Raw genomic sequence first — 25,804 nt, 5'->3', positions numbered from 1 at the left:
GCGAGGCGAGTATGCTCTATTGGTTGACGGCACTTTCCGATGGAGGGGACTTTTTCAATCTCTTTCGTTACATCACGTTTCGCGCCGGTGGCGCATTTCTGACCGCGCTACTCTTTGGATTTCTGTTCGGACGTCCGCTGATCGCTGTATTGCGCCGCAAACAAGGCAAGGGCCAACCCATTCGCGATGACGGCCCCGAGGGTCATTTTGCCAAGGCGGGCACACCCACGATGGGCGGTCTTCTGATCGTGGGCGCGCTTGCGACCTCGACAGTTTTGTGGGCGCGGCTCGACAACCCGTTTGTGTGGATCGTGCTGGGCGTTACGCTCAGCTTTGCGCTGATCGGTTTTGCCGATGATTATGCCAAGGTGTCCAAGCAAACGAGCGCCGGTGTGCCCGGCAAGATACGGCTGCTCTTGGGATTTTTGATTGCGGGTGTCGCTGCATATTTCGCCGCCATAAATCATCCCGAAGCCTTGCAGAACCAGCTTGCCGTGCCAGTGCTGAAGGACGCTTTGATCAACCTTGGCCTGCTGTTCATTCCGTTTTCGATCATCGTGATCGTCGGGGCCGCGAATGCGGTCAACCTCACAGACGGCCTTGACGGGTTGGCAATCATGCCGGTGATGATTGCGGGCGGAACACTGGGCATTATTGCCTATGCTGTGGGGCGGGTCGACTTTACGGAATATCTGGATGTGCATTACGTGCCGGGCACGGGCGAGCTGCTGATCTTCACCGCGGCCCTCTTTGGCGGCGGGCTGGGCTTTTTGTGGTACAACGCACCGCCTGCGGCTGTCTTTATGGGTGACACAGGCTCGCTGGCTCTTGGCGGCGCGCTTGGCGCAATCGCGGTTGCCACCAAACACGAGCTGGTGCTGGCCATCGTCGGCGGCCTCTTTGTGGTTGAGGCGCTGTCGGTGATTATCCAGGTCCTCTATTTCAAGCGGACGGGAAAGCGCGTCTTTCTCATGGCCCCGATCCACCACCACTATGAGAAAAAGGGGTGGGCCGAACCGCAGATCGTGATCCGGTTCTGGATCATCTCGCTGATCCTGGCGATGATCGGTCTCGCCACGCTCAAGGTGCGATAGTCAGGCCGGGCCTATGATCGAGCGTACAACCAAGTCGGGGCTCAAACGGCTAATGAAGTCCGGGCTGGACGTCCAGATGCGGCGCAAAGTGCACCGCGAGATGCGCGGCTCCCACTGTTCGGGCATTGTCATGGGATTGCGCGCTGCGCTTGGGCCGGGCGATGTGTGTATCGATCTTGGCGCCAATGTCGGAGAAACAACGGTCCCGCTTGCGGAAACGGGCGCGACAGTGCACGCATTCGAACCCGATCCCGATAATTTTGCCAAACTCGCCGCGGCCTGCGCAGGTTTTTCCAACGTTGTGCTGCACGAGGCCGCCGCCGGAGCAGAGGCGGGCCAATTGACCCTGTACCGCAGCACGCTGCTGGAAAAGAACGCGCGCAAGGGTTCGACCGGATCTACGCTGATCGCGGACAATACCGTCGCCAATGCCGAGGATACGGTCGATGTCAAAGTGGTCGATGCGACTGCATTTGTGGATGACTTCATTGCCAAGCATGGGCGCGTGGCGCTCTGAAGATGGACATTGAAGGGGCGGAGTTGGACCTGATGGAGCGGTTGCTGGAAACAGACCGGTTGACCCAAGTTGGGTTGACCGTGATCGAGACGCATCGCTGGCTGATGCAGGGCCACTCCAAACGTTACGAAGAGATCGAGCGCATTGCAAACGAGCGTCCCGAACTGAACCTGTTTGCCTATTGGACATGACGGGCCGGGTCTTGCAGTGCACGGGGTTCATCGGCACTGTGCCGCCGAATGATGACATGGGGTGAAACGACGTGCGCGCACTGGTGACAGGGGGAAACCGGGGGATCGGGTATGCCATTGCCGAGGGCCTGTGCGCACGTGGCGTTGACGTGGTGATTGGTGCCCGCGATGTGCAGGCAGGGCAAGAGGCCGCGCACGAGCTGGGATGCGCATCCGTGCATCTCGACCTCGAAGCGCCTGACACCTTTGCGCCCGCCGTGGATGCGTCAGGCGATATCGACATTCTTGTCAACAATGCGGGCATCCTGATCGAGGACAGCATGATCACGCACCCGGACGGCCTGCGGCGGTCGATGCAGGTGATGTTTCACGCGCCGTTCGAACTGATTTTGTTGTGCCTGCCGCACATGACGCGGGCAGGCGCGGGCCGGGTCGTCAACCTCAGCTCCGAGTGGGGTGCCTATTCCGAAGGCATGGAAGGGCCCGGAGGTTATGGCGTAGCAAAGGCCGCGCTGAATGCCCTGTCTTACGCTTTGCCACGGGACATGCCGCGCGGCGTCAGCATCAATGCGATGTGCCCGGGATGGGTCCATACGCGCATGGGTGGACAGGCTGCGCCGCGAACACCCAAAGAGGGCGCAGACACAGCGATCTGGTTGGCCCTTGATGCGCCTGCCGACCTGACAGGCAAATTCTTTCGCGACCGAACTGAAAAGGCGTGGTGATGCAGCTTCTTCTGACCAGAAATACCACGGGGGTGTGGGGGCTGGCCCCCACTCCGGCGCTGCCATGATCCCGGTCCGTGGTCTGAAGGGGGCTCGGGTGGCTGTGCTGGGTCTGGGGCGGTCCGGCCTTGCCGCGGCGCGTGCGCTGGTTGCGGGTGGAGCACTGCCGGTGTGCTGGGATGACAACCCGGACGCGCGCGCCACCGCCGAAGCCGAAGGCTTCGTCTGCGCTGACCTCAAGCCACAGGGTGCGTTCGACGGCGTCGCCCGCTTGATTGTATCTCCCGGTATCCCGCATCTTTATCCGAACCCCAATCCGGTTATCGCGGCGGCGTTGGACGCGGGCGTGCCCGTGGACAACGACATCGGCCTGTTTTTTCAGTCGCTTGGCGGCGACGATTGGGCGCGCTTTGACACCGCACCGCGGGTGATCGCGGTCACGGGGTCCAACGGCAAATCCACAACCTGTGCACTGATCCAGCACGTCATGGACGTTGCGGGCCGGTCCAGCCAGTTGGCGGGCAATATCGGGCGTGGTGTGCTGGACATTGACCCACCAGAGGATGGGGGCATCGTGGTGTTGGAACTGTCAAGCTACCAGACAGACCTTGCCCGCAGCCTGACACCCGATGTGGCGGTGTTCACCAATCTGACACCTGACCATCTGGACCGCCACGCTGGCATGGGCGGGTATTTCGCGGCCAAACGTCGGCTGTTTGCCGAAGGTGGGCCCGACCGTGCGGTGATCGGCGTGGATGAGCCTGAGGGGCGCTACCTCGCCGGGCAGCTGTGCGAAGCACCGGGTGATGACCGCGTTATCCGTGTCTCTGCGGCAGGCAAGCTGACCGGTCCTGGCTGGAACGTCTTTGCCCGCAAGGGTTTTCTGGCCGAGATGCGCAAGGGGCGGCAGGTGGCGTCAATTGACTTGCGTACGGTCGCCGGACTGCCGGGGGCACATAACCACCAGAACGCCTGTGCCGCCTATGCCGCGGCACGCAGTGTCGGCGTGGCCCCCAAGATGATCGCGGACGCGTTTGACAGCTTTGCCGGACTGCCGCACCGCAGCCAGCGCATCGCAGAGGCGGGCGGTGTGGTATACGTCAATGACAGCAAAGCCACCAATGTGGACAGCGCGGCCAAGGCGCTGGCGGCCTTTCAGAACATCCGCTGGATCTGCGGGGGGTTGCAAAAGGATGGGGGGCTTGACGCCGTGAATGCCGCAGCCGGGCAGGTGCGCAAGGCCTATGTTATCGGACGCGAGGCGGCGCAATTCGCGATGCAGCTTGAGGTAGAGGCGCAGGTGTGCGGCACGATGGATGCAGCGGTTGCAGCCGCCATGGCGGACGCGGAGCCGGGCGATGTGGTGCTGCTCGCGCCTGCCGCGGCAAGCTTTGATCAATATGACAGCTTTGAGACACGCGGCGCGGATTTCGTCGCCGCAGTCGAGGCGCGGATCTAGATTTTTTCGACCGTAATGCCGTCGCCGGTGTAAAAGGCGAGGTGGTCCTTGATCCGTGCCACGTCCTCTTTCGGCGCTTCATAGGACCAGACCGCGTCGGCAAGCGTCGCCGACTTCGTCACCACGGAATAGTAGCTGGCATCGCCTTTGTGCGGGCAATGCGTGGATTTGTCTGTCCGGTCGAGGAACGCCATGGCTATATCGTCGCGCGGAAAATAGATCACAGGCGCATAGCTGCCTTCGCTCAACTCCAGCGCGGCTGTGCTTTCGCCCAAAACGGCGCCACCCGCGCGAACAGTCCAGGTGCCGGGTGCGGTCCGGATCGTGATGTGGTCGGCCATGGCATGGGCTCCTTTCCAAGTGCTGCGCGGATAATGAAGCGCATCTGTAACATCAGTGTGCCTGCGGCGGAACCTCAAACCCATGCGAATGGTCCGGCGGGCGTGGCGTCACTTTGGCAAAGGGATCAAATGGGCGCGCAGGCCGCAGCAAGCCATGTGCGCGCCTCATCCGACACCCGCGGCCCGATCTTTTCCAACGTCTCGGCATGATAGGCGTTTAGCCAATCGCGCGTGGGCCTATCCAGCAGAGCCGCTACAATCAGGCGGCGGTCCACGGGCGCAAAGGTCAGCGTGCGCCAGCACAGCATCTCGCGATGTGCGTCGCCGCCCTCAGGTGCTTCGGCGATCTCTGCCACCACAAGGTTTTCAATCCGAATGCCAAACGCACCCTCGCGGTAATACCCCGGCTCATTCGACAGGATCATGCCCGGCTCCAACGGCACCGTGCTGATGCGGCTCAACCGTTGCGGACCCTCATGCACCGACAGATATGCCCCGACCCCGTGGCCCAAACCGTGGTCAAAATCTTGGTGCGCGTACCAGAGCGGGGCACGGCCAATGGCCTCGATGTCGCGCCCGGCAAGCCCCTTGGGCCACCGCAGACGCGACATGCCGATCATACCGGCCAGCACCCGGGTAAAGGCGATACGCGCGTCTTCGGGGGGCAAACCGATGGCGATGGTGCGGGTGATATCGGTGGTCCCGTCAAGGTACTGTCCGCCACTGTCCAGCACCAGAAGGTGCCCATCCTGCAATGTGCTGTCCGTCTCTTCGGTCACGCGGTAATGCATGATGGCGCCATTGGGACCAGTGCCCGAGATCGTCTCGAAACTGATATCCTGCAAGGCGTTGTCACGACGCCGCGCCTGTTCCAGCCGTTGCACCACTTGCGTCTCGCGCACGGACCCCGGTGCCTGTGCATCCAGCCAGGCCAGCAACTCCACCACCGCCGCAGCGTCGCGCAGATGCGCCTGCGCCGACCCGGCAATCTCTGCCGCGTTCTTGCACGCTTTGGGCAGCGCACAGGGATCGTCACCCCATTGCACCCGCTCGCCAACAGCATCGGCCACAATCACAGGCACGCTGGTCTTGTCGAGGCGGATCACACCCTCCAGCGCCTGAACGGCGTCAAGGAAGACAGCCGGGCTGTGGCACGATACGGATGATCCCAGATGTGTCCGCACGTCGTCCAGTTTCGCGGGGTCAATGAACAGGTCCACAGCGCCCGACCGATGCAGAATGGCAAAACACTGCACCACCGGGTTGCGCGGAATGTCAGCGCCGCGGATGTTCAGAAGCCAGCACATGGAATCGGGCAGGGTGATGACAGCTGCATCCGCACCGGCCTCGGCCAGAGCGGCACCCAGACGCGCGCGTTTGTCGTCATGGCTTTCGCCCGCGAATTCCAGCGGGTGCACCTTGGCCGGTGCCGCAGCGGGGCCCGGTTGATCCGGCCAGCAGCGGTCCACAAGGTTGTCACATGCAACAAGGTCGACGCCGGTCCCTGCCAACGCCTTTTCCGCCGCCTCAATCTGTCCGAGTGTGTGCAGCCACGGGTCAAACCCTACACGTCCCCCATCCGGAAGCTGATCCTTGAGCCAGTCACCCATGGACGTCTCGGGCCATGGCACGGGTGTGTAGATATCCGCCACCTGCGCCTTGACTTGCGTGCGGTACCGCCCGTCGATGAACACGCCTGCTTTGTCGCGCAAGGCCACACAGAAACCCGCAGACCCGGTAAATCCGGTCAGCCATGCCAAACGCTCATCCCGGACCGACACGTACTCGCCCTGATGCGCATCCGCGCGCGGCACGACAAAGCCATCAAGGCCCTCAGTCTCAAATACCGCGCGCAGTGCGGCCAACCGGGGTGGCCCTTGTTCCGGGCGCGCTGTGACCTCAAACGTCTGAAACATGCAGGTCCCCTGTCTCTGTCCTAAAAAAATCCCCCCCGGAGGGCCGGGTTCAGCTGGCGCGCTTCATTCCCATGATGCGCGCACGTGCGCGGGGGTCGCTATCAAAGAGTGCTGCAAGTTGCTCTGTCATTGCACCGGCAAGCTGTTCGACATCCGTGATGGTCACCGCGCGATCATAGTAGCGGGTAACGTCGTGGCCGATCCCGATAGCCAGCAATTCCACCGCGCGCTTGCGTTCGACCATCGCGATCACGTCGCGCAGGTGTTTTTCAAGGTAATTCGCAGGGTTAACGGACAAAGTTGAATCGTCCACAGGCGCGCCATCGGAAATCACCATCAGGATTTTGCGCGCCTCAGGCCGTGCCATCATGCGCCGGTGCGCCCATTCCAGCGCCTCGCCGTCGATGTTTTCCTTGAGCAGCCCTTCCTTCATCATCAACCCCAGATTGGGCCGCGTCCGCCGCCACGGGGCGTCTGCGGATTTGTAGATGATGTGGCGCAGATCATTCAGGCGGCCGGGCTGTGTCGGGCGTCCCTCGTTCAGCCACGCCTCGCGGGCGAGACCGCCTTTCCACGCGCGGGTGGTAAAGCCAAGGATTTCGACCTTGACGTTACAGCGCTCCAGAGTACGGGCCAGCACATCGGCGCAGATCGCCGCAATCGAAATCGGTCGCCCCCGCATGGAGCCTGAATTGTCCAGCAGCAGCGTCACGCAGGTGTCCCGGAATTCAGTGTCCTTCTCGACCTTAAAGGACAGGGGCGTGGTTGGGTTGGCCACCACACGCGCCAAACGGCCCGCGTCCAGCATCCCTTCTTCGCGGTCAAACTCCCACGACCGGTTCTGCTGCGCCTGCAAGCGGCGCTGTAACTTGTTGGCCAGACGGCTCACGGCCCCTTTGAGCGGTTCAAGTTGCTGGTCGAGATAGGCGCGCAGCCGCTCCAATTCCACCGGCTCGGCAAGGTCTTCGGCAGCAATTTCTTCGTCGTGAGTGTCGAGGTAGACGCGGTAATCGGGATCGGCCTCGGACACAGGCTGTGGAGCAGGCGGCTCCAGCGGGGCCTCGCCCTCGGGCATGTCGGCCTCTTCGCCCAACTCTTGGTCGGCCATGTCGTCCATGGACACCTGCGCCTGGCTCGCGTCCTGCTGTTCATCCTGCGAGGATTCGGGCGTGCCTTCGGCGTTTTCCTCGTCCTGATCGTCCTGGCCGGTGCTGTCGGGTTCCTGTTCCTCTTCGGCACCTTCCTCGGCGCTGTCTTCCTGATCTTCGTCAATCTGGTCGGGGTCGTCGCCCAGTTGATCGCCATAGCCGAGATCGGTGATGATCTGACGGGCAAAGCGGGCAAATGCCGCCTGGTCGTCGAGGATCTCGTCCATGTTTTCGAGCGTGCCGCCCGCCTGATCCTCAATGAACCCCCGCCACAGCTCCATGGCGTTCTGCGCACCGGATGGCAGATCGCGGCCCGTGGCCAAGTGGCGCACGAGGTAACCCGCAGCCGCCGAAAGCGGCACGTCGCTGGCCTGCTTGCACTGGTCATAGCCGCGCCGCTGGGCGTCATGGTTGATCTTGGCGTCGATGTTTCCGGCGGTGCCCGGCATGTCGCGCGCGCCCATCGCTTCGCAGCGTGCGGTCTCCATCGCTTCGTAGAGGTCCCGCGCCATATCACCTTGCGGGGCATAGCGGGCGTGGGTCTGGCCATTGTGATAGCGGCGGTTCAGCGCCAGCGCGTCCGCCGTGCCACGCGCCAGCAGCACCTCTTCGCGGGTCATGCGGCGCGACACCTGCGGCAGACGCATCGCGTCCCCTGACAGGCCCGCCGGGTCGACAGAGTAGGACACGTTCAGCTCGGGATCATTGGCCATGACCTTGGTGGCCTCGGCCAGCGCCTTTTTGAACGGATCAGCGGGGTTGTCGTTTGGTTTGGTCATTCGTTCACAACCTCAACACACGTTGATGCATCTGCCAATAGAAACGCCTTGTCTTCAGTATTTCCAGCCTTGGCGCGTATCAGCCTCTGGCGATAGAGACCTTCATTTCTTTTTTGCACTTCATCTATGCCAAGCGTCAGCGCAAGAACCCATAGGGGCAGAAGTCCGCCATTGTCGTGCGCCTCGTCCCACAACTTGTCCCAGTCATATCCGGCGTCTGCGAATGCATGGTGATGCGCGCGTCGAGAAAAGTAACCATTCTTTGATGCGGCAAAAAAAGCATCGGAGGGCGGTAGTCCCAAGACGCCTGCAAAACTCGGTTCGTTGCTTCGCCGCGATATGCGTTCGAGGCCAGCGCACCTCGCATAGAAGGCGAACTGGCTATCTGGTTCATTGGCGGTTGGCCGTGTCAACGGCTCCATTGGCGCACCAAGTGCATTCTGTGCGCCAAATGCGATGAAAGCGGCAGCGATGTAAGCGCTCAGCTTCACCCCAAGCTCACACTGGCCGCGCTCTCCGGCAGTTCCTCATCAAACAGGCGCTGGTAGAACTCGGCCACCGTCTGGCGCTCCAGCTCGTCGCATTTGTTCAAGAACGACAGGCGGAACGCGTAACCGACATTGCGGAAAATTTCAGCGTTTTGCGCCCACGCGATCACCGTCCGTGGCGACATCACGGTCGACAGATCACCGTTCATGAAAGCCGTCCGGGTCAGGTCGGCGACGGTCACCATCTGCTTGATCGTTTTGCGGCCCGCTTCGGTGTTGTAATGCGGGTTCTTGGCCAGCACGATCGCTGTCTCCGCGTCAATGCTGAGATAGTTCAGCGTCGCCACAAGGCTCCAGCGGTCCATCTGGCCTTGGTTGATCTGTTGCGTGCCGTGGTAGAGGCCGGTGGTGTCGCCCAGGCCCACCGTGTTGGCGGTCGCAAAGATGCGGAAATAGGGGTGCGGCTCGATCACTTGGTTCTGGTCAAGCAGCGTCAGCTTGCCGTCCACCTCCAGCACGCGCTGGATTACGAACATCACGTCTGCGCGGCCCGCGTCGTATTCGTCGAATACGATCGCAGTGGGGTTGCGCAGGGCCCAAGGCAGGATACCCTCTTGGAAATCAGTGACTTGCTTGCCGTCTTTCAACTTGATCGCATCCTTGCCGATGAGATCGATCCGGGAGATGTGGCTGTCGAGGTTCACGCGGACCGCAGGCCAGTTCAGCCGGGCGGCGACCTGTTCGATGTGTGTCGACTTGCCCGTCCCGTGATAGCCTTGGATCATCACACGGCGGTTGTGCGAGAACCCGGCAAGGATCGCCAATGTCGTGTCGGGATCAAACTTGTAGGTGCTGTCCAGCGCGGGCACGCGGTCGGACGCGTCGGCAAAACCTTTGACAACCATGTCCGTGTCGATGCCGAAAACCTCGCGGACCGAGATTTCCTCGGTGGGTTTCGCGTTGATGTCCATTGCCCCGTCCGCCATGCCTGATGCCCTTTTAACATAGAAAACGCGCCCCGAATGGGCGCGCTGATCGTGGTGCAACATAACGCGGGAAAGGGCAAGGGGAAGGGGGGGCGGCAATCGCCACTTTCTGCGCGATTGCGCCGCAAGCTCTGCACAAGCTCTGGGGATTTGCCATGCAGTCTTGGCGGTGTCGAAAACGGGTGAGGCACGCAATGGAACAGGCAGAGAGAATACGGGTGAAATGTGGCGCCGCGACTGGCGCGGCGGGATTGGCAGTGGCGGTGGCCATGACCGTGGCTGGCGGCAGCCTGGCACGGTTTCTGCCGGACGGGCCGTTGTTTCATGCGGTGGCTTTTGTTGGGGCTGCGGTGGCGGGTGCGGCGCTGGCTGACGGTTTTGGCCGTCGTGGGCGGCTGGGTGCATTGGCCGCCATCGTTGCGGCCCCGGTTGTGACCGCGGTGGGTGCGGTCATTGCGACGCTTTTACTGGTCGCGATTTTTGAGCCGTCCGGTGGTTGGCGCGCGCTGTCCGGTGCGGTCCCGCTTGGCGTTTTGGCGGTGACGGACGGCATCGGCACCAGTCCGTTTGTTGCGGGGACGTGGGGCCTGTCGCTGGCGGGGGTTCATATGGCGATGCGGCGGGTGCGCGGCCTCCCGCTGCACCCGTTCAAACCACTGTGATCACTTGAAGTTCCGGCTGTCCTTGATCTGGTCCCAGGCCCAGACCACCTCTTGCAGCTGTTCTTCCTGAGACCGGTCGCCGCCGTTCATGTCGGGGTGCAGGACCTTGATCAGCTTCTTGTAGGCCTTGCGCACATCGGCCTTGGTGTCGTCGGGCTTGGCCTCCAGAATCTCGATGGCCCGCTTTTCGGTGGGGGGCAGGCGGCGGGCGGCTGCATTACCACCACGTCCGGGGTTTTGTGTGGCGTTCTTGCCCAGCACCTGATGCGGGTCCTCGATGCCCAGGCGGGCCCATGCGCGCGCCTCGGGATCGCCCATGGGCTTTGTCTGACGTTCCCACACTTTGTCCTTGGATTGCTGCGCGTTGATCTCGGCCTCGGTCGTGCCGTCAAAGAAGTTCCACTTGGTGTTGTACTCGCGCACATGCTGTTGGCAGAACCAATAGAAATCATCCAGAACGTCGGGCGCTTTGGGCGCGCGGAATTTGCCTGCTTCTTCGCAGCCGTCATGGTCGCACACGCGGGTCGATGTCTCGGACGCGCCGGACATTCCGCGCCGGCCACGGGGATTTTTCTTCTTGGCCGAGGAGACGGACATATCGAAACCGAACGGATCGGGCTTGGGCATGGGATGTCTCCTTTTCGACTCGAGGACGGCAGTTTAGGCTATGGGTTGGCAGAGGGAAGAGGGCAGGAGAAAAAAATGTCTGTAAGAGATGAGATTGAGGCGCGGCTGCGGGCCGGGTTTGATGTGCGCGAGATTGAGGTCGTGGATGACAGTGCGTCCCATGCCGGACATGCTGGCGCACCTGCGGCGGGGGAGAGCCATTTCAACGTGATGCTGCGCAGCGCCGATCTGGCGGGTCTGAGCCGCGTGGCGCGCCACCGCGCTGTGCACAAGGCACTGGGCGATATCGTGCCGCGCATCCACGCACTTGCGCTGGATCTGGATGCGTAAGGCTGCGCCGGGCTGAAGCCCGGCCTACGTTCAGAGGCCGAGTTTCGCGGCCACGATTTCGTTCACCGCCTTGGGATTGGCCTTGCCGCCCGTCGCTTTCATCACCTGACCCACAAACCAGCCTGCGAGTTTTGGATTTGCTTTGGCCTTTTCGACCTGTGCGGGGTTGGCTGCGATGACCTCGTCCACCGCCGTTTCGATGGCGCCGGTGTCGGTCACCTGTTTCATGCCGCGTGCCTCGACCACCGCGGCGGGGTCGCCGCCCTCGGTATAGATGATTTCGAACAGGTCCTTGGCGATCTTGCCGGAAATGTCGCCCGTGGTGATCAGGTCGATGATGCCGCCCAGTTGGGCGGGCGAGACGGGTGAGGCGGTGATGCCCTTGTCGTCGTCGCGCTTCAGCCTTCCAAAGAGTTCGTTGATGACCCAGTTTGCCGCTGTTTTTCCGTCACGACCCGCGGCGACATCTTCGAAATAGGCTGCACTTGCCACTTCGGCTGTCAGCACCGATGCGTCATAGTCTGTCAGGCCAAATTCATTGATAAAGCGGGATTTTTTGGCGTCGGGCAGTTCTGGCAAATGCGCCGCGATGTCGTCAACCCAGGCTTGTTCAATCTCAAGCGGCAACAGGTCGGGGTCCGGGAAGTAGCGGTAATCATGCGCCTCTTCCTTGGACCGCATGGAGCGGGTTTCCTGTTTGTCCGGGTCGAACAGGCGGGTTTCCTGATCGACCTTGCCACCCCCTTCGACGATGGCGATCTGGCGGCGCGCCTCCACCTCGATTGCCTGTTGGATAAAGCGCATGGAGTTCATGTTCTTGATCTCGCAGCGCGTGCCAAGATGGGAAAAGTCCTGTGTGTCCTGATACTTCTCGTAATCTCCCGGGCGGCAAATGGAGACGTTCACATCCGCGCGCATACTGCCGTTCTGCATGTTGCCGTCGCATGTGCCCAGATAGCGCAGGATTTGGCGCAATTTGGTCAGGTAGGCCGCCGCCTCTTCGGGGCCGCGAATGTCAGGGCGGCTCACGATTTCCATCAGGCAGACGCCTGTGCGGTTGAGATCGACAAAGGACATGTTCGGGTCCATGTCGTGGATCGACTTGCCCGCGTCCTGTTCCATGTGGATGCGCTCAACCCGGACAAGGCGCGCGGTGCCGTCGCCCATTTCGACCAGCACTTCGCCTTCGCCCACGATGGGGTGGTAGAGTTGCGAAATCTGGTAGCCTTGCGGCAGGTCGGGGTAAAAGTAGTTCTTGCGGTCAAAGGCACTGCGCAGGTTGATTTCGGCCTTGAGGCCAAGGCCTGTGCGCACGGCCTGTTCCACACAATATTCGTTGATCACAGGCAACATGCCGGGCATGGCCGCGTCCACAAATGCGACGTTGGAGTTGGGTTCGGCCCCAAATTGAGTCGACGCACCGGAAAAGAGTTTGGCGTTGGACGACACCTGTGCGTGCACTTCCATCCCGATGACCAGTTCCCAGTCATGCTTGGCACCGGCAATGGTTTTCACTTTGGGCGTGTCGTAGGTCAGATCCAGCATCGTCTGTCGTCCTTTTTCAACGCTCGCGGTGTAATTCAGGGGGCGGCGTGCCGCAAGGGGCCGCGACCATTGCGCGCCTTTTGCAGGGGCGCGGCGCGCGGCATGGTGCGCACATGGATATTCAAGAGGCAGATGTACCTGACCGCAGTCTGATCGCGCAATTTGCCGCGCGTGAAGGGTATTACACCGATTGCTTTGTCGCGCACGGCGCACAGTCGGACCTGTGCGGTTATATTGAGGCGTTCTATACACAACCGCTGTTTAAGGCAGAGCGTCTGCTGCTGCGGGTTGCAGCCGGTGCCCGTTCGACAGACGATGAGGCTGCCGCACTGGCGCGCGGGGAAATCGATCGGTTTGCGGTGTGGCACGTGTCGGCGCGCACAGACACAGAGCTGTTGATGGTGGATGCATCGGGGCGCACAATGTCGTGGCTGTCGGTGGCGGACGGGTTGTCTTTTGGGTCGGTCGTGACGCCGGTGCGGGACAGGCGTGGGCGGCTCACACTGGGGCCTGTGTTTCACAGCCTATTGAGTGCGCACAGGATTTACGCGCGCGCATTGCTTGCCGGGGCGGCACGGCGGCTCAGGCACCGTGGGTCACAGGGCCGTTTTTTGTGAACACGATGCGCTGACCTGCGGCAATCTCGCGGCGGAACAGGTCCGACAGAACACGCAAGGCATCCGCATAGCCAGCAGAGGCAAAGCGGTCCCGGCACCGGATGCGCATGGCATTGTCAAAGCCGCGCGTGGCATGGGCCCACAGCATCGGATGCAGTTCTGTCAGATGATCCCGAACGATCCATGCGGCGGCCTCGGCGATCTGTGTGCGCATGTAATCGGCCTCATCATGGCCCGTCGGCGTAGCACCCATCGTATTGGCGCAATAGGCGGCCAGCAGGTTGACGATGTGCTGATCGCGGGTGCACCGCAGGATGTCGCGCAACCCGTCCAGAAAAAAGTCCAGATCAAGGCGTGCACAGGCCTCGGTATCGGTGGAGATTGCGTCCATCATCACCCAAGCATAAGCGCCAGCGCCCCACACATCATGGGTGAGGCCAGCCATGCGGCGCGCCTCCAGGTCCAGCCGCTCATATGTGCCGTGCCAGCGGGGCAGCAAATGGCCACCAAAGGCGCGCATCGCCTTGGGATTGCGGGGGTCCTGCGTGATCCAGCTTTCATAGTCCGCCACAACCCGCGACAGGGGTACTCCGGCACCCGCATTCACCGCGCATTTCGCGGATGCAATCAGTGCAGAGTTGCTGCCTGCGCGGATAAACGGGGCAAGGATGTTTCCTGCCCGTTCAAAATGGGCGTCGAAGGCTTCGCGGTTGGGCATTGGGACTTCGATGTCCCAACCTGTGCCGCGCCATGCCCAGCCGATGTCGATATGCGCGTGCGCCACGATAGCGGCGATCATCGGATCGTCGGGATGTTCGTCCAGAACCTGCTCCAACGCCTCGATGCCGTCCATGATCGGGGCGTCATGGGCCGGGCGGCCAGTGACCAGCGCGTGTTCGGCCGCTGCCACCACATCTGCGCGTGCTCCAAACGCCATAAGCTCGGCGATGGGCATCCCACCGTCGGTTTTGGCGCATTTGGCGTCCAGCGCCTGCAATTGCTGGGCAAGGGTGTCCCAATCCTCCTGCCGGGCCAGCTTGAGGCCTGCGTTCTGGTGCGAGTCGCGCGCGTGCTCTTCTGCCGTGGGATCGGGGCAGGGGATCGTGAGCATATCCTGAGGTGCACATACAGGGGGTGCCGAGGGCGGTATGTCGGAGGCGCTGTGCAGAACGCGTGCTTGCGATGAAATACCTGCGCGGTCTGCGATCAGGGATCGCATACGCTGCAGCGGAGCAAGGACGCGTTCTGCTAGGGCCATAATTAACTTTCCAGTACTGAGTAACGGGGAACAATATCCACCCAGATTGAGACGTAATCAGGGCGCTCGCGGGTCCAGAACAGGCAAATGCCAAGATCATTTTGCGAAAACTGCAACCAATGGTGCGCACAGTACAACCACGCCGGGATGATTGTTGCGCGCACTGCTCGGAATGCCGCCGATAGAGGTCTTGCGGGCCATGGACAGGCTGTGCGGCCAGCCGACATAATGTGCGCCATGAGATTGACGATTTGCATCGCGGTATTGTGTGGGGTGATCGGCCTGTTGCCCGCGCAGGCGCAGGACGTTCGGGTGCTGGGGGCGGACGCCTTTGGCGGGCTGCGACCACCAGCGCGGGACGGGCATGTGCCACGCACGCGCTGGACCCATCAGCCGGACCACGTGTTGTGGAACCGCGCTGCGCTGTCGGCGCTCAAATCCCATGGCCGACCTCTTGTTGATCTTGTGCCGCGCGATATCGCCGACTGGTGCCCCCGCTATCCGGATGCCACCCCAACGGATCGTCGTGCCTTTTGGGTGGGGTTCATGTCCACGTTGGCCAAATACGAAAGCACCTACAAACCGCGTGCGGTGGGCGGGGGTGGCAAGTGGTACGGTCTGTTGCAGATCCTTCCGGCAACGGCGCGTGGCTACAAGTGCAATGTCGGCACCGGAGAAGCGCTCAAGAACGGCGCGGCAAATCTCAGCTGTGCTGTGCGTATCATGGCTGTCACCGTCCCGCGTGATGGCGTTATCTATGGTCGCGGCGGGCGCGGGGTTGCGGCGGATTGGGGGCCAATGCGGTCCGCATCCAAACGTGCGGATATGGCGGGCTGGCTGCGGCGGCAGACCTATTGTCGTCCTTTGGCCAATGTACGGCCACAGGCGCGCCCACGGATCACGCACTAGCGATTGAGCTGGCTGGTGATGCGCGACCACACCTCAGGGTAGGTCAGCATCAACAGATGGCCGTGCGCATCAATCAGTTGCACGTCGGCACGAGGCAATGTGTCGGCAAACCGCACCACGGCGCGGGGTGGAAAAACCGGGTCCACGGCACCATGATAAAGCGTGATTTCAACGCCTTGCAGGGTTTCAGGGGCGGGATTGGTCCAGCGACGCAATGCGCGCGTATGCCTGCGGGCCAAGCCGTCCTGCGGCAGGCTGATGCGCCCTTCATTCGCGGTGACAAGTGCATCCGCCGCTTGCGCGATCTGCGGGTCGGTGTCCGCGTTGGGGCCGTAAGCAAGCGTGCGGTAATACTCCAGCCAGACCTTGCGCGGTGACAGACTGCCGGCCCGTGCCGCAGCGCCGACCGTGCCCAATGCGCCGCGCGCCCCGGCCAGCACAGGTTGCGGTGCGGGCAGGGCGGTTGAGATGGCCGCGACCCGCACGTCGACCTGCGGGATGCGCTGGCGCAGGGCCTTGGCGGCCTCGATGGCAATGGCGCTGCCGGTCGAGTGGCCGACCAGATCGACACGCTTGAAACCGCCTTGTCCCACCGTGTCGACAATATGGGCGGCAGCAAAGTCCATATTGACGAATTCATCTGCGGGCCGACCATCAAATCCGGGCAGGCGATAGAAGGCGACGGCGCGATCCTGCGTCGCAAGCCGCTTCAGCGGAGCCATCACCCGCACCGGGCTGAGCGCGCCGGGGATGCCGATCACCAGATGGTCGGCGCGTGCAAAGGCCGCTTGATCGTAGATCAAAGGGTCTGAGACAGGGCGCGGCACGGGCGCACAGGCCGCCAACCATGCCAACAGGACAAGGGCCGCCCCTCTCATCCCAGCAGCGAAAAATGGTGACGTTCGACCTTGATGCCCCGGCTGGTCAGTGCCTCTTCGAAATCGTCAGAGGGGGGCGTTGCCTCCAGCGGCAGGCGCACCTTGCGGCCCGAGGTCAGCACGGCACTGGCGCGGATCGAAAAATCAAGTCGCGTGTCCAGCCGAATATGCGAGATGCGCGGCCACGCAACCTCACCCGTGCGCCGACCCGAAAACCAGTGCATACCGTCCACATCCAGTCGCAGGCCGGATGCACGCCCGCTGATCAGGTCGATCAGGGCCGGGATCGTGGCCAGTGCGAACAGGCCCATCAGCCAAGGGGCCGCATCCAGCCACAGGATGGCAAGGCCCAGTATGGCCCAGACCGCAAACACGGTGATCAATGTCGCACGATTGCGCCCGCTGGTCTGATAGGCGTAGGGCGTCATTGGAGCCGGAATGCAGTCTTTATATCGTGCAACGCCGCTGTCTGGCGTTGGCTGAGCGGCGTGCGTGCGGCGGTCTGGATCACCTCCATCAACGTGCCAAAGGACGCGCCGCCGTCCAGCTTGTTCAGCCGTTTGGCGAGCCGGGGCACCGCAGGTTCCGCACCTTTGCATTCCGAAACCAGCCACTGGCCCAGCACTTCGATTTCTTCGGCACCAGAGGCGTCGAGGTCCAGATGCTTGCGCAACGCAATGTCGAGCCGCTTGCGGTCTTCGGCGGTTGGCAGGTCATCAAGCGCTATGAACGCTGTGGCGAGGGCTGCGATGGCGAGGTTCGGTTCGTCCACACTGTCGACGGGGTGCTGGTTGTAGCGGCGGCGAAAGCCAAAGCGGCGCGCAGCGGCGGCCACATCGCGACCCACATCCACCATGTCGCTCGCGACCTCGGCTCCGCGCCGGGCGCGCAGGACAAGGAAATACGCGGCGGTCGCAAGCCCGATGATGCCAAGGATGATATGCATGGGTTACCGCCCTCCGGTCACATCAAGCGTGCTGCCGGTGACATAGCTGGCCGCATCCGAGGCGAGCCAGAGGATCGCCCTTGCGACCTCCTCTGCGCTGCCTTCGCGACGCATCGGCACCATGTGCGCCAGCTTTTGCGCGCGGCCCGGCTCACCACCTTTGGCGTGCAGTTCCGTATCAATAAGGCCGGGGCGGATTGACATGACGCGGATGCCCGACGGCGCCACTTCGTCAGACAAGCCTTTGGTAAAGGTATCAATGGCCGCTTTGGACGCGGCGTAGTCGACATATTGATTGCCCGATCCCAGACGGGCCGCAGCAGAAGAGATGTTGATGATCACGCCGCCGTCGCCTTGCGCCTCCATCCGGATCACGGCTTCTTTGGCGACGAGCATCGCGCCAATGACATTGACGTTCATCATGCGGGTGAGCCGTGCGTGATCAATCTCGGTCACTTTGGCGGATTGATCCACGATGCCCGCGTTGTTGATCAGCACGTCAATACGCCCGAAACTGGCGTCGAGCGCATCATAGATCGCCTTGATCCCGGCTTCTTCGCCGACGTCGGCCTGCACGAAAATGACGCGCGCGCCCTGCGCCTCGACCGCGGTTTTGACCGCTGCCGCACCGTCCGGATCAGAGCGATAGGTCAGCAGAAAATCATAGTCAGCAGCTGCCAGCCGGGCGCACGCAGCGCCAATCCCGGCTGAGGCTCCGGTGATAAGGCAGACGGGGCGGTGTGTCATATGCGTGGTCCTTTTGCTCAGTCGGCAGATGCCGCGAAATTTGTACCCGGTGCATAGCGGTGAAATCCATCCAGATCGCCCTTGCCCACCAACACGCCGGTCATGCGCAAGGTGGCATAGCCGAGGGTCAGATGGAATTGCGCGTTGGGCAAAGCATAGAGCAGGGCATAATCCGTGCCCGACTGCGTCAGACGCGCCTCACCGGCGGCATGGGATATTTGGCGCGTCTCAGCGCCCGCAAAATTCTCGGGCGTCAGATCGCTCAGCAGCGCGCGCATCTCGACCGCAAGGGCCAGAATGACGGCGCGGTCCGGCGCGCATGGTTGATCGGGCACCGCTTGTCCCGTCAGCGGCAACACGGTGCGGGCGACATATCCAAGAGCCACGCAAAAATGCTCCCCTCCGGCCATGCCGTCGGCGGCCAGCCGGGCGCGCAATGGGCTGTCGTGCTGAAACCGGCTCAGCAACCGCGGCACCGCATCGGTGAGCCGTCGCAGCGGCGGAACGGTAACGGAAAAGAGGTCCATACGATGTCGTACCTTGCGCGGCAGGGGCGGGATTAGGCGTCGCGAATGCGGGTGATCATTTCGGTCGTGTCACGGCTCAGGCCCGGCGTGTCCGCAATCCGCGCCAGTTCACGGGAAATCATTGACTGGCGGATGGCGTCGTAGCGCCGCCATGTCTGGAAGGCCGCGCACATGCGTGCAGTGGTTTGCGGGTTCACCGGGTCCAGTGTGATCAGCCAATCGGCCAGCAAGGTGTAGCCCGACCCGTCCTTGGCGTGAAACCCGGCGTGATGCGCGGCAAAGCTGCCCAGCGTGGCACGGAACCGGTTGGGGTTTTTCCAGTTGAAATCGGGATGTTTTGTCAGAGCAGTCGCAGTGTCGGCGGCGTCGTCGGGCTTGGCCTCCATCACCTGCAGACCGAACCATTTGTCCATCACCAGCCGGTCATGCTGCCACTGCGCCTCAAACTTGGCCAGCGCCGCATCTCCGCGACCCGCCCGGATCAGGTAGGCCAGCGCGCTAAGCTGTTGGGTCATGTTGGTGGCGGTATCGAATTGCGCCTGCGCTGCGTCGCCTCCGTCCTGTCGGGTGAGCAGGGCCAGCACTGCGTTGCCAAGCGCGCGTGTGCCGGACTGGCCCGCAGTGGGCGCATAGGGCGCATCGACCTGATGTGAGGCGAAGAGGCCGGGCAGGGCATCGTCCAGACGGTCGGCCAGTGCCTGCCGGTGCGCTTCATGCGCGGCCCATAGGGCGTCGGGATCGGGTGTCTGCCCGGCATTGTGCAGATCGGCGGCCAATTGCGACTGCCCCGGCAATGCAAGCGTGTAGGCCCGGTACGCCGGGTCGAGCGTCTCGTCGGTCAATGCACCCGCAACACCGTCAAGCCAGGACTGTTCGGGCGGGGTGCCCTCGGTCACCGCGTTCAGCAGCGACGCCTTGCCCAGCGACCGCGCCGCCTCCCAGCGGTTGAAGGGATCAGTGTCATGCGCCAGCAAGAACGCGTGGTCCGCATCATGTTTCAACACCACAGGGGCAGAGAAACCGCGCAGGATGGACGGCACCGGTTTGGCCTCCAGTCCGGGGAAGGAAAAGCGTTGCTCGGCCTCCGTCAATTCCAGCACCTGCGTGCCCATCGCTTCGGTCCCGTCGGCGGCCAGCAGGCCCACGGCGACAGGGATCACCTGCGGCTGCGGGTCGGGCGTGGCCGTGCTTGGCGGTGTGTGCTGACGGAAGGTCAGTGTGTAGGTGCCATTGTCAAAGCTGTCCTCGACCGACACGTGCGGCGTGCCCGCCTGACTGTACCAACGCTTGAATTGCGTCAGATCGCGCCCGGTGGTGTCCTCGAACACGTGCAACCAATCCTCGATGGTGCAGGCCTGCCCGTCGTGGCGGTCGAAATAGAGGTCAAGCGCCTGCGTATATGCCTCATCCCCCACAAGGATTTTGAGCATCCGAATGACCTCGGCACCCTTTTCGTAGACGGTTGCGGTGTAGAAGTTATTGATTTCCTGAAAACTTTCGGGCCGCACAGGGTGCGCCAGCGGTCCTTGATCCTCAGGGAACTGACGCGCGCGCAGGTCGATCACGTCGCTGATCCGTTTCACGGGGGCCGACCGCATGTCAGACGTGAACTGGCTGTCGCGGAACACCGTCAGCCCTTCCTTGAGGCACAATTGGAACCAGTCGCGGCAAGTGATGCGGTTGCCGGTCCAGTTGTGGAAATATTCATGCGCGATGATCGCTTCGATCCGCTCGAAGTTTCCGTCTGTTGACGTCTCGGGCGAGGCGAGCACGGCAGAGGCGTTGAATATGTTCAGTCCCTTGTTCTCCATCGCACCCATGTTGAAGTCATCGACGGCCACGATATTGAACACGTCGAGGTCGTAAGCACGACCATAGACATCCTCGTCCCATGTCATCGAATCCTTGAGTGCCTGCATCCCAAAGGCGCATTTACCTTCGTCGCCGGGCCGCACATAAAGCGCCAGATCGACCTTGCGTCCCTCCATCGTGGTGAAGGTGTCGCGATGCGCAATCAATTCGCCCGCTACCAGCGCAAAGAGGTAGGCAGGTTTTGGCCACGGATCATGCCATTCGGCCCAGCCGTCGCCTGTTGCAACCGGGTTGCCGTTGGACAACAGCACCGGGTGCGGGCCGTTGATGCGCACCGTAAAGGTGCTCATCACGTCGGGCCGGTCGGGGTAATAGGTGATTTTGCGAAAGCCTTCGGCCTCGCATTGGGTGCAGTACATGCCGCCCGATTGGTACAACCCTTCAAGCGCGGTGTTCGCGGCCGGATCAATCTGAACCTCCGCCTCCCATGTGAAGGGGACGTTGGGCACCTCGCAGGTCAGCCCGTCATCAGTGATGGTGGGTTTGACCGTCTCGCCGTCGATCCTTGCAGACAAAAGCGACAGGTTTTCGCCATGCAGGAAAAAAGTCTGATCCGTTGCCTCCGGGTTTGGCGCGAACCTGATGCGCGAGGTGACGCGGGTCGCTGATGGCGCAAGGTCAAAGGTCAGGTGGACGTCTTCGACGGCAAAGCCGAAAGGCGTGTAATCCTTGAGGTAGATGGTCTGGGGAGATGCGTCGCGCATGGTGTTCTCTCGATCAGGGGCTTGTCGCAACCGTAGGTCCGGGGCCGGGTGACTGCAATGGCGCGTGTGGAGCGCGACCGGCAGCGCGTCGCCAGTTGTTTGGGCGCGGCATCCATGCGACATCTGCTCCGGTTTGGGTCAATGGGGCTTGCATGAAACAGGTCAGGGGCGGGTGCCTGTGTGGCAGTCTGCGGATCGTGGCGACGGGGCCGCCCGACAGGGTGGGGATGTGTCATTGCATTGCCTGCCGCAAGCATCATGGCGCCGTATTCTATGCCGCAGCCATCTACCCGGCGGACGCTGTCGAGATCGAAGGTGCCTATGCCGCTTTTGACGACCGCTGCTTTTGTCCCCGCTGCGGTGGGTCCGTCTTTGCCCGCAGCGCGGGCGAGGTCGAGGTGCATCTGGGCTGCCTTGACGATCCTGGGCTGTTCGAACCCGAATACGAGCTTTGGACGGTGCGGCGCGAACCATGGCTGCCGGGCGTTCCGGGCACAATATGCCACCTGCGTGACCGCGAGACAGGCTGAGTGCGGCAAGACGTGGCCTTGGCGGGGGCGCACGCCAGTCTAACTGAACCGGCATGACAACGCTTGTGTGGTTCAAACGGGATTTGCGGGTGACGGACCACCCGGCATTGGCGCGCGCCGCCGGGTCGGGCGCGGTGCTGCCTTTTTATGTGTTTGAGCCCGCGTATTGGGCAGAGCCGGACGTGTCAGGCCGCCAGTTTGATTTTGTGACCGAGAGTGTCGCATCGCTTGGCCACGCGCTCGACAGATTGGGTGTGCCGCTCACCGTGCGGGTGGGCGCGGTTGTCGACGTGCTGGGCGCGCTGAAGGCCGAGCATGGGTTTGAGCGGGTAATCAGCCACGAAGAGACGGGCAGCGCGTGGACCTATGCGCGGGATCGGGCCGTGGCCGCTTGGTGTGGAGCCAACGGCGTCGTTTGGGAAGAGTTGGCGCAGTCGGGCGTTGTGCGTCGTTTGAACGGGCGCGACGGCTGGGCCAAACAGCGCAACGCCTTCCTGCGCCAGCCACAGGTGGACGTACCGGACCGATTGAGCGGCCCGGCGCTGGCGTCGGATACTGTGCCGCGTCTGGTCGCGGATGATCCATGCCCACAGCGTCAGCAGGGCGGGCGCGACATGGCGCTCAGCCTGCTGGGATCGTTTCTGACCGAGCGGGGAAGGCATTATCGAAAGGATATGTCTTCGCCCGTCACGGGCGAGATGTCCTGCTCGCGCCTGTCACCCTACCTTGCCTTTGGGTGCTTGAGCGGACGTGAGGCGGCGCAAGCCGCTGCGGCGCGTCAGCGTGAGGTCAAGGGCACCCGCGAAGGCTGGGGCGGATCGCTCAAATCGTTTCAGGCGCGGCTCGCATGGCGCGATCACTTTATGCAAAAGCTCGAAGACGAACCGGCGTTGGAACAGCGTTGCCTGCATTCCGCCTATGAGGGGCTGCGCGGCGACGATGCGACCCGGCGTGCCGCGTGGGAGCGGGGCGAAACCGGGTTGCCCTTTGTCGATGCCTGTATGCGGTATCTCAACGCGACCGGCTGGCTGAATTTTCGGATGCGGTCGATGGTGATGGCGGTGGCATCTTATCACCTCTGGCTCGACTGGCGCGTGACGGGTCTGCATCTGGCGCGTCAGTTCACGGATTTCGAACCGGGCATTCATTGGCCACAAGCGCAGATGCAATCAGGCACTACCGGCATGAACACCGTGCGCATTTACAACCCGGTCAAGCAGGGCAAGGATCAGGACCCGACAGGTGTATTCACGCGCCGTTGGTGCCCGGAACTGCGCGACGTGCCGGACGTACATCTGCAAGAGCCTTGGCTCTGGGATGGGGCGGACCGCATTCTGGGCCGCACGTATCCGGCGCCGATCGTCGACGTCGCCCAAGCGGCACGGGAGGCGCGCGAACGGGTCTGGTCCGTGCGGCGCGGCGGTGCGTTCCGGGACGAGGCGCGCAAAGTGATCGACAAACATGCCAGTCGCAAAGACCCGCAGGGCCATTTCGTCAACGACCGCGCGCCCAAGCGAAAGGACACACGCCAGATGGGGTTTGATTTCTGATGGGCCGGATGCGCCGAAAATCGGACCTGCCCGAAAAGATGTGCCCGGTCTGCCAGCGCCCGTTTGCGTGGCGCAAAAAATGGGAGCGCGTCTGGGACGAGGTCAAATACTGCTCGGACCGCTGCCGCAGGTCAGCCAAATCTTCGGTTAAGCCAGACTAACCTGACGTCAAAATAAATTGGTCATGTTTCCAAACCAATCTTGTTTACGATAGGAAACTTATTCTCTAAACCGGCCCTGACACAGTTTCAGAACGCCGGAGGCCCATGCCATGACCAACTATCTTGACCGCGCAGATCTCAGAGTTGCGGACACGCTGGCCCAATTCATTGAGGACAAGGCATTGCCCGGAACAGGCATGGGGTCTGCGGATTTTTGGGCTGGGTTCTCGGCAATGGTGCATGATCTGGCACCTAAGAACCGGGCACTTTTGCAGAAACGCACTGAAATTCAGGGCAAAATCGACGCTTGGCACGTGGAACACCGGGCCGGAGGGTTTGACGCCGAAGCCTACCGCGCATTCCTGACCGACATCGGCTATCTGGTGCCCGAAGGCCCCGGTTTCGAGATTGAGACCGAAAACGTGGACCCCGAGATTGCCGCCACCCCCGGCCCGCAACTGGTTGTGCCGATCATGAACGCACGCTTTGCGCTGAACGCGGCAAACGCACGCTGGGGCAGCCTTTATGATGCGCTCTATGGGACCGATGCCTTGGGCGATTTGCCCTCCGGCAAGGGCTATGACGCGGAACGCGGCGCACGGGTCATTGCGCGTGCCAAAGCGTTTCTGGACGAGGCCGTGCCTCTGGCGGGTGCGTCTTGGGCTGATGTGACGGCGATAGGCGTGAGCGGGTCCGATTTGACTGCCACCACGGCGGCGCTTGAGACGCGGCTGGCGGCGCCGGAACAATTGGTCGGACGCTCTGACGACGGGGACGAAATCTGCCTGAAGAACAACGGTCTGCACATTATTATACGCCTCGACAAGACCCACCCCATCGGTGAAACGGATCCGGCTGGCATCGCGGACGTGATCATTGAATCGGCCCTGTCCACGATCATGGATTGCGAGGACAGCGTCGCCGCAGTCGATGCCGAAGACAAGGTGCTGGCCTATTCCAATTGGTTGGGGCTGATGCGCGGCGATCTTGAGGAGAGCTTTGAAAAGGGCGGCAAAACGGTACATCGGCGGATGCATGGCGACCGTGTGTTCACTGCGCCCGACGGCGCGGCGGTCACGCTCAAGGGCCGCAGCCTCATGCTGATCCGCAATGTGGGCCACCTGATGACGAACCCCGCGATCCTTGACCGCGACGGGGCTGAGATCGGCGAAGGGCTGATGGACGCAATGGTGACCACGCTGATTGCAATGCACGATCTGCAAAAAGCCGAAGGCGTGCGCAATTCAGTCAAGGGATCGGTCTACGTGGTGAAACCCAAAATGCACGGGCCCGAAGAGGTTGCCTTTGCTGACGAGATTTTCACCCGCGTTGAAAAAGTCCTGGGCCTGCCTGCCAACACCGTCAAACTGGGCATCATGGACGAAGAGCGGCGCACCTCCGCCAACCTCAAAGAGTGTATCCGCGCGGCCAAATCTCGCGTGGCTTTCATCAATACCGGTTTCCTTGACCGTACGGGCGATGAAATCCACACCTCCATGGAAGCGGGTCCGATGATCCCCAAAGGGGAAATGAAGGGCGCGGCGTGGATCAGCGCCTATGAGGACCGCAACGTGGACATCGGCCTTGCCTGCGGGCTCAAGGGCCGCGCGCAGATTGGCAAGGGTATGTGGGCCATGCCCGACCGTATGGCCGAAATGCTGGAGACCAAGATTGGCCACCCGCAATCTGGTGCCACGTGTGCATGGGTCCCGTCACCAACGGCGGCGACGCTGCACGCCACGCATTATCACAGCGTCGATGTGCTGGCCCGTCAGGACGAGATCAAAGCCGGTGGCGCGCGGGGCACATTGGAGGATCTGCTGACCATCCCGTCGGCTCTTGGTCGCAATTTCTCGGACGAGGAAATCACGCGCGAACTGGAAAACAACGCGCAAGGTATCCTTGGCTACGTCGTGCGCTGGGTCGATGCCGGCGTGGGCTGTTCCAAGGTGCCTGACATCAACGATGTGGGCCTGATGGAAGACCGCGCCACCTGCCGGATCAGCGCACAGGGCTTGGCCAACTGGCTGCATCATGGCGTGATCTCCGAAGAGCAGGCGCTGGCCGCGCTCAAGAAAATGGCGGCAGTTGTCGACCGTCAGAACGCGGATGATCCGAGCTATGTGCCCATGGCGCCGGGCTTTGACGGCATGGCCTTTCAGGCGGCCTGTGATCTGGTGCTCAAGGGGCGGGTGCAGCCGTCCGGCTATACCGAGCCGGTGCTTCATGCGCGCCGTCTCGCGTACAAGGCGGCCGCCTGAGCGGGTGACGCCAACGGGAACGAGGGGCCAGCCCCT

The 25,804-nt window shown here is 62.3% G+C and carries 27 protein-coding genes; 13 read left to right on the top strand and 14 right to left on the bottom strand.

The annotated features are described in order from the left end of the window. The first annotated feature begins 11 nt into the window (after positions 1-11). The 5 genes from mraY to murD all read left to right on the top strand — a co-directional run bounded on the left by mraY (position 12) and on the right by murD (position 3,986). Positions 12-1,094: a phospho-N-acetylmuramoyl-pentapeptide-transferase gene (gene mraY / locus Q1A85_RS08670; protein ID WP_299687342.1), complete on the top strand. Its 1,083-nt coding sequence runs from the start codon at positions 12-14 to the stop codon at positions 1,092-1,094. A 13-nt stretch (positions 1,095-1,107) separates the two neighbouring features. Further along, positions 1,108-1,611 (top strand): FkbM family methyltransferase, encoded by a 504-nt coding sequence (locus Q1A85_RS08665; protein ID WP_299687340.1) that lies wholly within the window; start codon positions 1,108-1,110, stop codon positions 1,609-1,611. A gap of 2 nt (positions 1,612-1,613) precedes the next feature. Then, entirely contained in the window at positions 1,614-1,802 is a 189-nt protein-coding gene (locus Q1A85_RS08660; protein WP_299687338.1) for a hypothetical protein, read from the top strand. A 71-nt stretch (positions 1,803-1,873) separates the two neighbouring features. Continuing rightward, positions 1,874-2,527: an SDR family NAD(P)-dependent oxidoreductase gene (locus Q1A85_RS08655; protein WP_299687336.1), complete on the top strand. Its 654-nt coding sequence runs from the start codon at positions 1,874-1,876 to the stop codon at positions 2,525-2,527. Between the two features lie 64 nt (positions 2,528-2,591). Beyond that, the gene (gene murD / locus Q1A85_RS08650; RefSeq protein ID WP_299687334.1) at positions 2,592-3,986 is read left to right on the top strand and encodes a UDP-N-acetylmuramoyl-L-alanine--D-glutamate ligase; all 1,395 of its coding nucleotides are present in this window, start codon (positions 2,592-2,594) and stop codon (positions 3,984-3,986) included. Here the strand turns inward: murD and Q1A85_RS08645 are convergent. From Q1A85_RS08645 to cobS, 5 genes are all read right to left on the bottom strand, one after another. Then, positions 3,983-4,327 carry a DUF427 domain-containing protein gene (locus Q1A85_RS08645; RefSeq protein WP_299687333.1) on the bottom strand — a complete coding sequence of 115 codons (345 nt, stop codon included), beginning with the start codon at positions 4,325-4,327 and terminating at the stop codon, positions 3,983-3,985. The genes murD and Q1A85_RS08645 overlap by 4 nt on opposite strands. 125 nt (positions 4,328-4,452) lie before the next feature. Continuing rightward, on the bottom strand, positions 4,453-6,243 hold the full coding sequence (locus Q1A85_RS08640) for an aminopeptidase P family protein (RefSeq protein WP_299687331.1): 1,791 nt from the start codon (positions 6,241-6,243) through the stop codon (positions 4,453-4,455). Between the two features lie 49 nt (positions 6,244-6,292). After that, positions 6,293-8,170, bottom strand: a complete 1,878-nt coding sequence (gene cobT / locus Q1A85_RS08635) for a cobaltochelatase subunit CobT (protein WP_299687329.1) — start codon at positions 8,168-8,170, stop codon at positions 6,293-6,295. Continuing rightward, positions 8,167-8,661: a hypothetical protein gene (locus tag Q1A85_RS08630; RefSeq protein WP_299687328.1), complete on the bottom strand. Its 495-nt coding sequence runs from the start codon at positions 8,659-8,661 to the stop codon at positions 8,167-8,169. The genes cobT and Q1A85_RS08630 overlap by 4 nt, the downstream gene beginning before the upstream one ends. Further along, a complete protein-coding gene (cobS, locus tag Q1A85_RS08625; protein WP_299687326.1) occupies positions 8,658-9,644 on the bottom strand; it encodes a cobaltochelatase subunit CobS in 987 nt (328 codons plus the stop codon). The genes Q1A85_RS08630 and cobS overlap by 4 nt, the downstream gene beginning before the upstream one ends. Positions 9,645-9,838: 194 nt before the next feature. Here cobS and Q1A85_RS08620 point away from each other — a divergent pair, with 194 nt between their 5' ends. Continuing rightward, positions 9,839-10,306, top strand: a complete 468-nt coding sequence (locus Q1A85_RS08620) for a hypothetical protein (protein WP_299687324.1) — start codon at positions 9,839-9,841, stop codon at positions 10,304-10,306. On the opposite strand, the gene Q1A85_RS08615 is transcribed toward Q1A85_RS08620, so the two are convergent. Continuing rightward, a complete protein-coding gene (locus Q1A85_RS08615; protein WP_299687323.1) occupies positions 10,307-10,933 on the bottom strand; it encodes a J domain-containing protein in 627 nt (208 codons plus the stop codon). It lies immediately after the preceding gene. Positions 10,934-11,008: 75 nt separating this feature from the next. Between Q1A85_RS08615 and Q1A85_RS08610 the strand changes: the two genes are divergently transcribed. Continuing rightward, positions 11,009-11,263, top strand: coding sequence for a BolA/IbaG family iron-sulfur metabolism protein (locus tag Q1A85_RS08610; RefSeq protein WP_299687322.1), 255 nt, complete (start codon positions 11,009-11,011; stop codon positions 11,261-11,263). A 30-nt stretch (positions 11,264-11,293) separates the two neighbouring features. On the opposite strand, the gene gatB is transcribed toward Q1A85_RS08610, so the two are convergent. Then, entirely contained in the window at positions 11,294-12,808 is a 1,515-nt protein-coding gene (gatB, locus tag Q1A85_RS08605) for an Asp-tRNA(Asn)/Glu-tRNA(Gln) amidotransferase subunit GatB (RefSeq protein WP_299687320.1), read from the bottom strand. A gap of 113 nt (positions 12,809-12,921) precedes the next feature. Between gatB and Q1A85_RS08600 the strand changes: the two genes are divergently transcribed. After that, entirely contained in the window at positions 12,922-13,425 is a 504-nt protein-coding gene (locus Q1A85_RS08600) for a hypothetical protein (protein WP_299687318.1), read from the top strand. On the opposite strand, the gene Q1A85_RS08595 is transcribed toward Q1A85_RS08600, so the two are convergent. Continuing rightward, positions 13,391-14,536, bottom strand: coding sequence for a hypothetical protein (locus tag Q1A85_RS08595; protein ID WP_299687313.1), 1,146 nt, complete (start codon positions 14,534-14,536; stop codon positions 13,391-13,393). The two genes, Q1A85_RS08600 and Q1A85_RS08595, sit on opposite strands and share 35 nt — an antisense overlap. Before the next feature lie 384 nt (positions 14,537-14,920). On the opposite strand from Q1A85_RS08595, the gene Q1A85_RS08590 reads away from it, so the two are divergent. Continuing rightward, entirely contained in the window at positions 14,921-15,592 is a 672-nt protein-coding gene (locus tag Q1A85_RS08590) for a transglycosylase SLT domain-containing protein (protein ID WP_299687311.1), read from the top strand. On the opposite strand, the gene Q1A85_RS08585 is transcribed toward Q1A85_RS08590, so the two are convergent. Genes Q1A85_RS08585 through pepN form a run of 6 tightly spaced genes read right to left on the bottom strand, consistent with a single transcriptional unit; the run spans position 15,589 to position 21,266 of the window. Then, a complete protein-coding gene (locus Q1A85_RS08585; RefSeq protein WP_299687309.1) occupies positions 15,589-16,419 on the bottom strand; it encodes an alpha/beta hydrolase in 831 nt (276 codons plus the stop codon). The two genes, Q1A85_RS08590 and Q1A85_RS08585, sit on opposite strands and share 4 nt — an antisense overlap. 47 nt (positions 16,420-16,466) lie before the next feature. Then, entirely contained in the window at positions 16,467-16,898 is a 432-nt protein-coding gene (locus Q1A85_RS08580) for a hypothetical protein (protein WP_299687307.1), read from the bottom strand. After that, a complete protein-coding gene (locus Q1A85_RS08575; RefSeq protein ID WP_299687306.1) occupies positions 16,895-17,416 on the bottom strand; it encodes a hypothetical protein in 522 nt (173 codons plus the stop codon). The genes Q1A85_RS08580 and Q1A85_RS08575 overlap by 4 nt, the downstream gene beginning before the upstream one ends. 3 nt (positions 17,417-17,419) lie before the next feature. Continuing rightward, the gene (locus Q1A85_RS08570) at positions 17,420-18,163 is read right to left on the bottom strand and encodes an SDR family oxidoreductase (RefSeq protein ID WP_299687303.1); all 744 of its coding nucleotides are present in this window, start codon (positions 18,161-18,163) and stop codon (positions 17,420-17,422) included. Between the two features lie 17 nt (positions 18,164-18,180). Beyond that, positions 18,181-18,690, bottom strand: a complete 510-nt coding sequence (locus Q1A85_RS08565) for a DUF1993 family protein (protein WP_299687301.1) — start codon at positions 18,688-18,690, stop codon at positions 18,181-18,183. Positions 18,691-18,722: 32 nt separating this feature from the next. Further along, positions 18,723-21,266 (bottom strand): aminopeptidase N, encoded by a 2,544-nt coding sequence (gene pepN / locus Q1A85_RS08560; RefSeq protein ID WP_299687299.1) that lies wholly within the window; start codon positions 21,264-21,266, stop codon positions 18,723-18,725. 152 nt (positions 21,267-21,418) lie between these two features. On the opposite strand from pepN, the gene Q1A85_RS08555 reads away from it, so the two are divergent. From Q1A85_RS08555 to Q1A85_RS08540, 4 genes are all read left to right on the top strand, one after another. Beyond that, positions 21,419-21,796, top strand: a complete 378-nt coding sequence (locus Q1A85_RS08555) for a GFA family protein (RefSeq protein ID WP_299687297.1) — start codon at positions 21,419-21,421, stop codon at positions 21,794-21,796. A gap of 53 nt (positions 21,797-21,849) precedes the next feature. Further along, the gene (locus tag Q1A85_RS08550; RefSeq protein ID WP_299687295.1) at positions 21,850-23,346 is read left to right on the top strand and encodes an FAD-binding domain-containing protein; all 1,497 of its coding nucleotides are present in this window, start codon (positions 21,850-21,852) and stop codon (positions 23,344-23,346) included. Continuing rightward, complete coding sequence (locus Q1A85_RS08545) at positions 23,346-23,507, top strand: DUF2256 domain-containing protein (RefSeq protein WP_299687293.1); 162 nt, start codon at positions 23,346-23,348, stop codon at positions 23,505-23,507. The genes Q1A85_RS08550 and Q1A85_RS08545 overlap by 1 nt, the downstream gene beginning before the upstream one ends. 110 nt (positions 23,508-23,617) lie before the next feature. Next, complete coding sequence (locus tag Q1A85_RS08540; protein WP_299687291.1) at positions 23,618-25,768, top strand: malate synthase G; 2,151 nt, start codon at positions 23,618-23,620, stop codon at positions 25,766-25,768. Positions 25,769-25,804 lie beyond the last annotated feature (36 nt).

Source organism: uncultured Tateyamaria sp. (assembly GCF_947503385.1).
In the GTDB taxonomy this organism is placed as follows: Bacteria; Pseudomonadota; Alphaproteobacteria; order Rhodobacterales; family Rhodobacteraceae; genus Tateyamaria.
The sequence above is the reverse complement of the archived record's forward strand: the minus strand, read 5'-3'. Positions and strand labels throughout refer to the sequence as shown.

Excerpts from the sequence above, each read along its gene's own strand:
- Q1A85_RS08570 (WP_299687303.1), bottom strand. The coding sequence starts at position 18,163 with ATGACACACCGCCCCGTCTGCCTTATCACCGGAGCCTCAGCCGGGATT.
- Q1A85_RS08575 (WP_299687306.1), bottom strand. The coding sequence starts at position 17,416 with ATGCATATCATCCTTGGCATCATCGGGCTTGCGACCGCCGCGTATTTC.
- cobT (WP_299687329.1), bottom strand. The coding sequence starts at position 8,170 with ATGACCAAACCAAACGACAACCCCGCTGATCCGTTCAAAAAGGCGCTG.
- gatB (WP_299687320.1), bottom strand. The coding sequence starts at position 12,808 with ATGCTGGATCTGACCTACGACACGCCCAAAGTGAAAACCATTGCCGGT.
- Q1A85_RS08595 (WP_299687313.1), bottom strand. The coding sequence starts at position 14,536 with ATGCTCACGATCCCCTGCCCCGATCCCACGGCAGAAGAGCACGCGCGC.
- Q1A85_RS08610 (WP_299687322.1), top strand. The coding sequence starts at position 11,009 with ATGTCTGTAAGAGATGAGATTGAGGCGCGGCTGCGGGCCGGGTTTGAT.
- Q1A85_RS08660 (WP_299687338.1), top strand. The coding sequence starts at position 1,614 with ATGGACATTGAAGGGGCGGAGTTGGACCTGATGGAGCGGTTGCTGGAA.
- Q1A85_RS08615 (WP_299687323.1), bottom strand. The coding sequence starts at position 10,933 with ATGCCCAAGCCCGATCCGTTCGGTTTCGATATGTCCGTCTCCTCGGCC.
- murD (WP_299687334.1), top strand. The coding sequence starts at position 2,592 with ATGATCCCGGTCCGTGGTCTGAAGGGGGCTCGGGTGGCTGTGCTGGGT.
- Q1A85_RS08555 (WP_299687297.1), top strand. The coding sequence starts at position 21,419 with ATGAAACAGGTCAGGGGCGGGTGCCTGTGTGGCAGTCTGCGGATCGTG.
- Q1A85_RS08665 (WP_299687340.1), top strand. The coding sequence starts at position 1,108 with ATGATCGAGCGTACAACCAAGTCGGGGCTCAAACGGCTAATGAAGTCC.
- Q1A85_RS08645 (WP_299687333.1), bottom strand. The coding sequence starts at position 4,327 with ATGGCCGACCACATCACGATCCGGACCGCACCCGGCACCTGGACTGTT.
- Q1A85_RS08540 (WP_299687291.1), top strand. The coding sequence starts at position 23,618 with ATGACCAACTATCTTGACCGCGCAGATCTCAGAGTTGCGGACACGCTG.
- Q1A85_RS08620 (WP_299687324.1), top strand. The coding sequence starts at position 9,839 with ATGGAACAGGCAGAGAGAATACGGGTGAAATGTGGCGCCGCGACTGGC.
- Q1A85_RS08550 (WP_299687295.1), top strand. The coding sequence starts at position 21,850 with ATGACAACGCTTGTGTGGTTCAAACGGGATTTGCGGGTGACGGACCAC.
- mraY (WP_299687342.1), top strand. The coding sequence starts at position 12 with ATGCTCTATTGGTTGACGGCACTTTCCGATGGAGGGGACTTTTTCAAT.
- Q1A85_RS08590 (WP_299687311.1), top strand. The coding sequence starts at position 14,921 with ATGAGATTGACGATTTGCATCGCGGTATTGTGTGGGGTGATCGGCCTG.
- Q1A85_RS08565 (WP_299687301.1), bottom strand. The coding sequence starts at position 18,690 with ATGGACCTCTTTTCCGTTACCGTTCCGCCGCTGCGACGGCTCACCGAT.
- Q1A85_RS08545 (WP_299687293.1), top strand. The coding sequence starts at position 23,346 with ATGGGCCGGATGCGCCGAAAATCGGACCTGCCCGAAAAGATGTGCCCG.
- pepN (WP_299687299.1), bottom strand. The coding sequence starts at position 21,266 with ATGCGCGACGCATCTCCCCAGACCATCTACCTCAAGGATTACACGCCT.
- cobS (WP_299687326.1), bottom strand. The coding sequence starts at position 9,644 with ATGGCGGACGGGGCAATGGACATCAACGCGAAACCCACCGAGGAAATC.
- Q1A85_RS08600 (WP_299687318.1), top strand. The coding sequence starts at position 12,922 with ATGGATATTCAAGAGGCAGATGTACCTGACCGCAGTCTGATCGCGCAA.
- Q1A85_RS08580 (WP_299687307.1), bottom strand. The coding sequence starts at position 16,898 with ATGACGCCCTACGCCTATCAGACCAGCGGGCGCAATCGTGCGACATTG.
- Q1A85_RS08640 (WP_299687331.1), bottom strand. The coding sequence starts at position 6,243 with ATGTTTCAGACGTTTGAGGTCACAGCGCGCCCGGAACAAGGGCCACCC.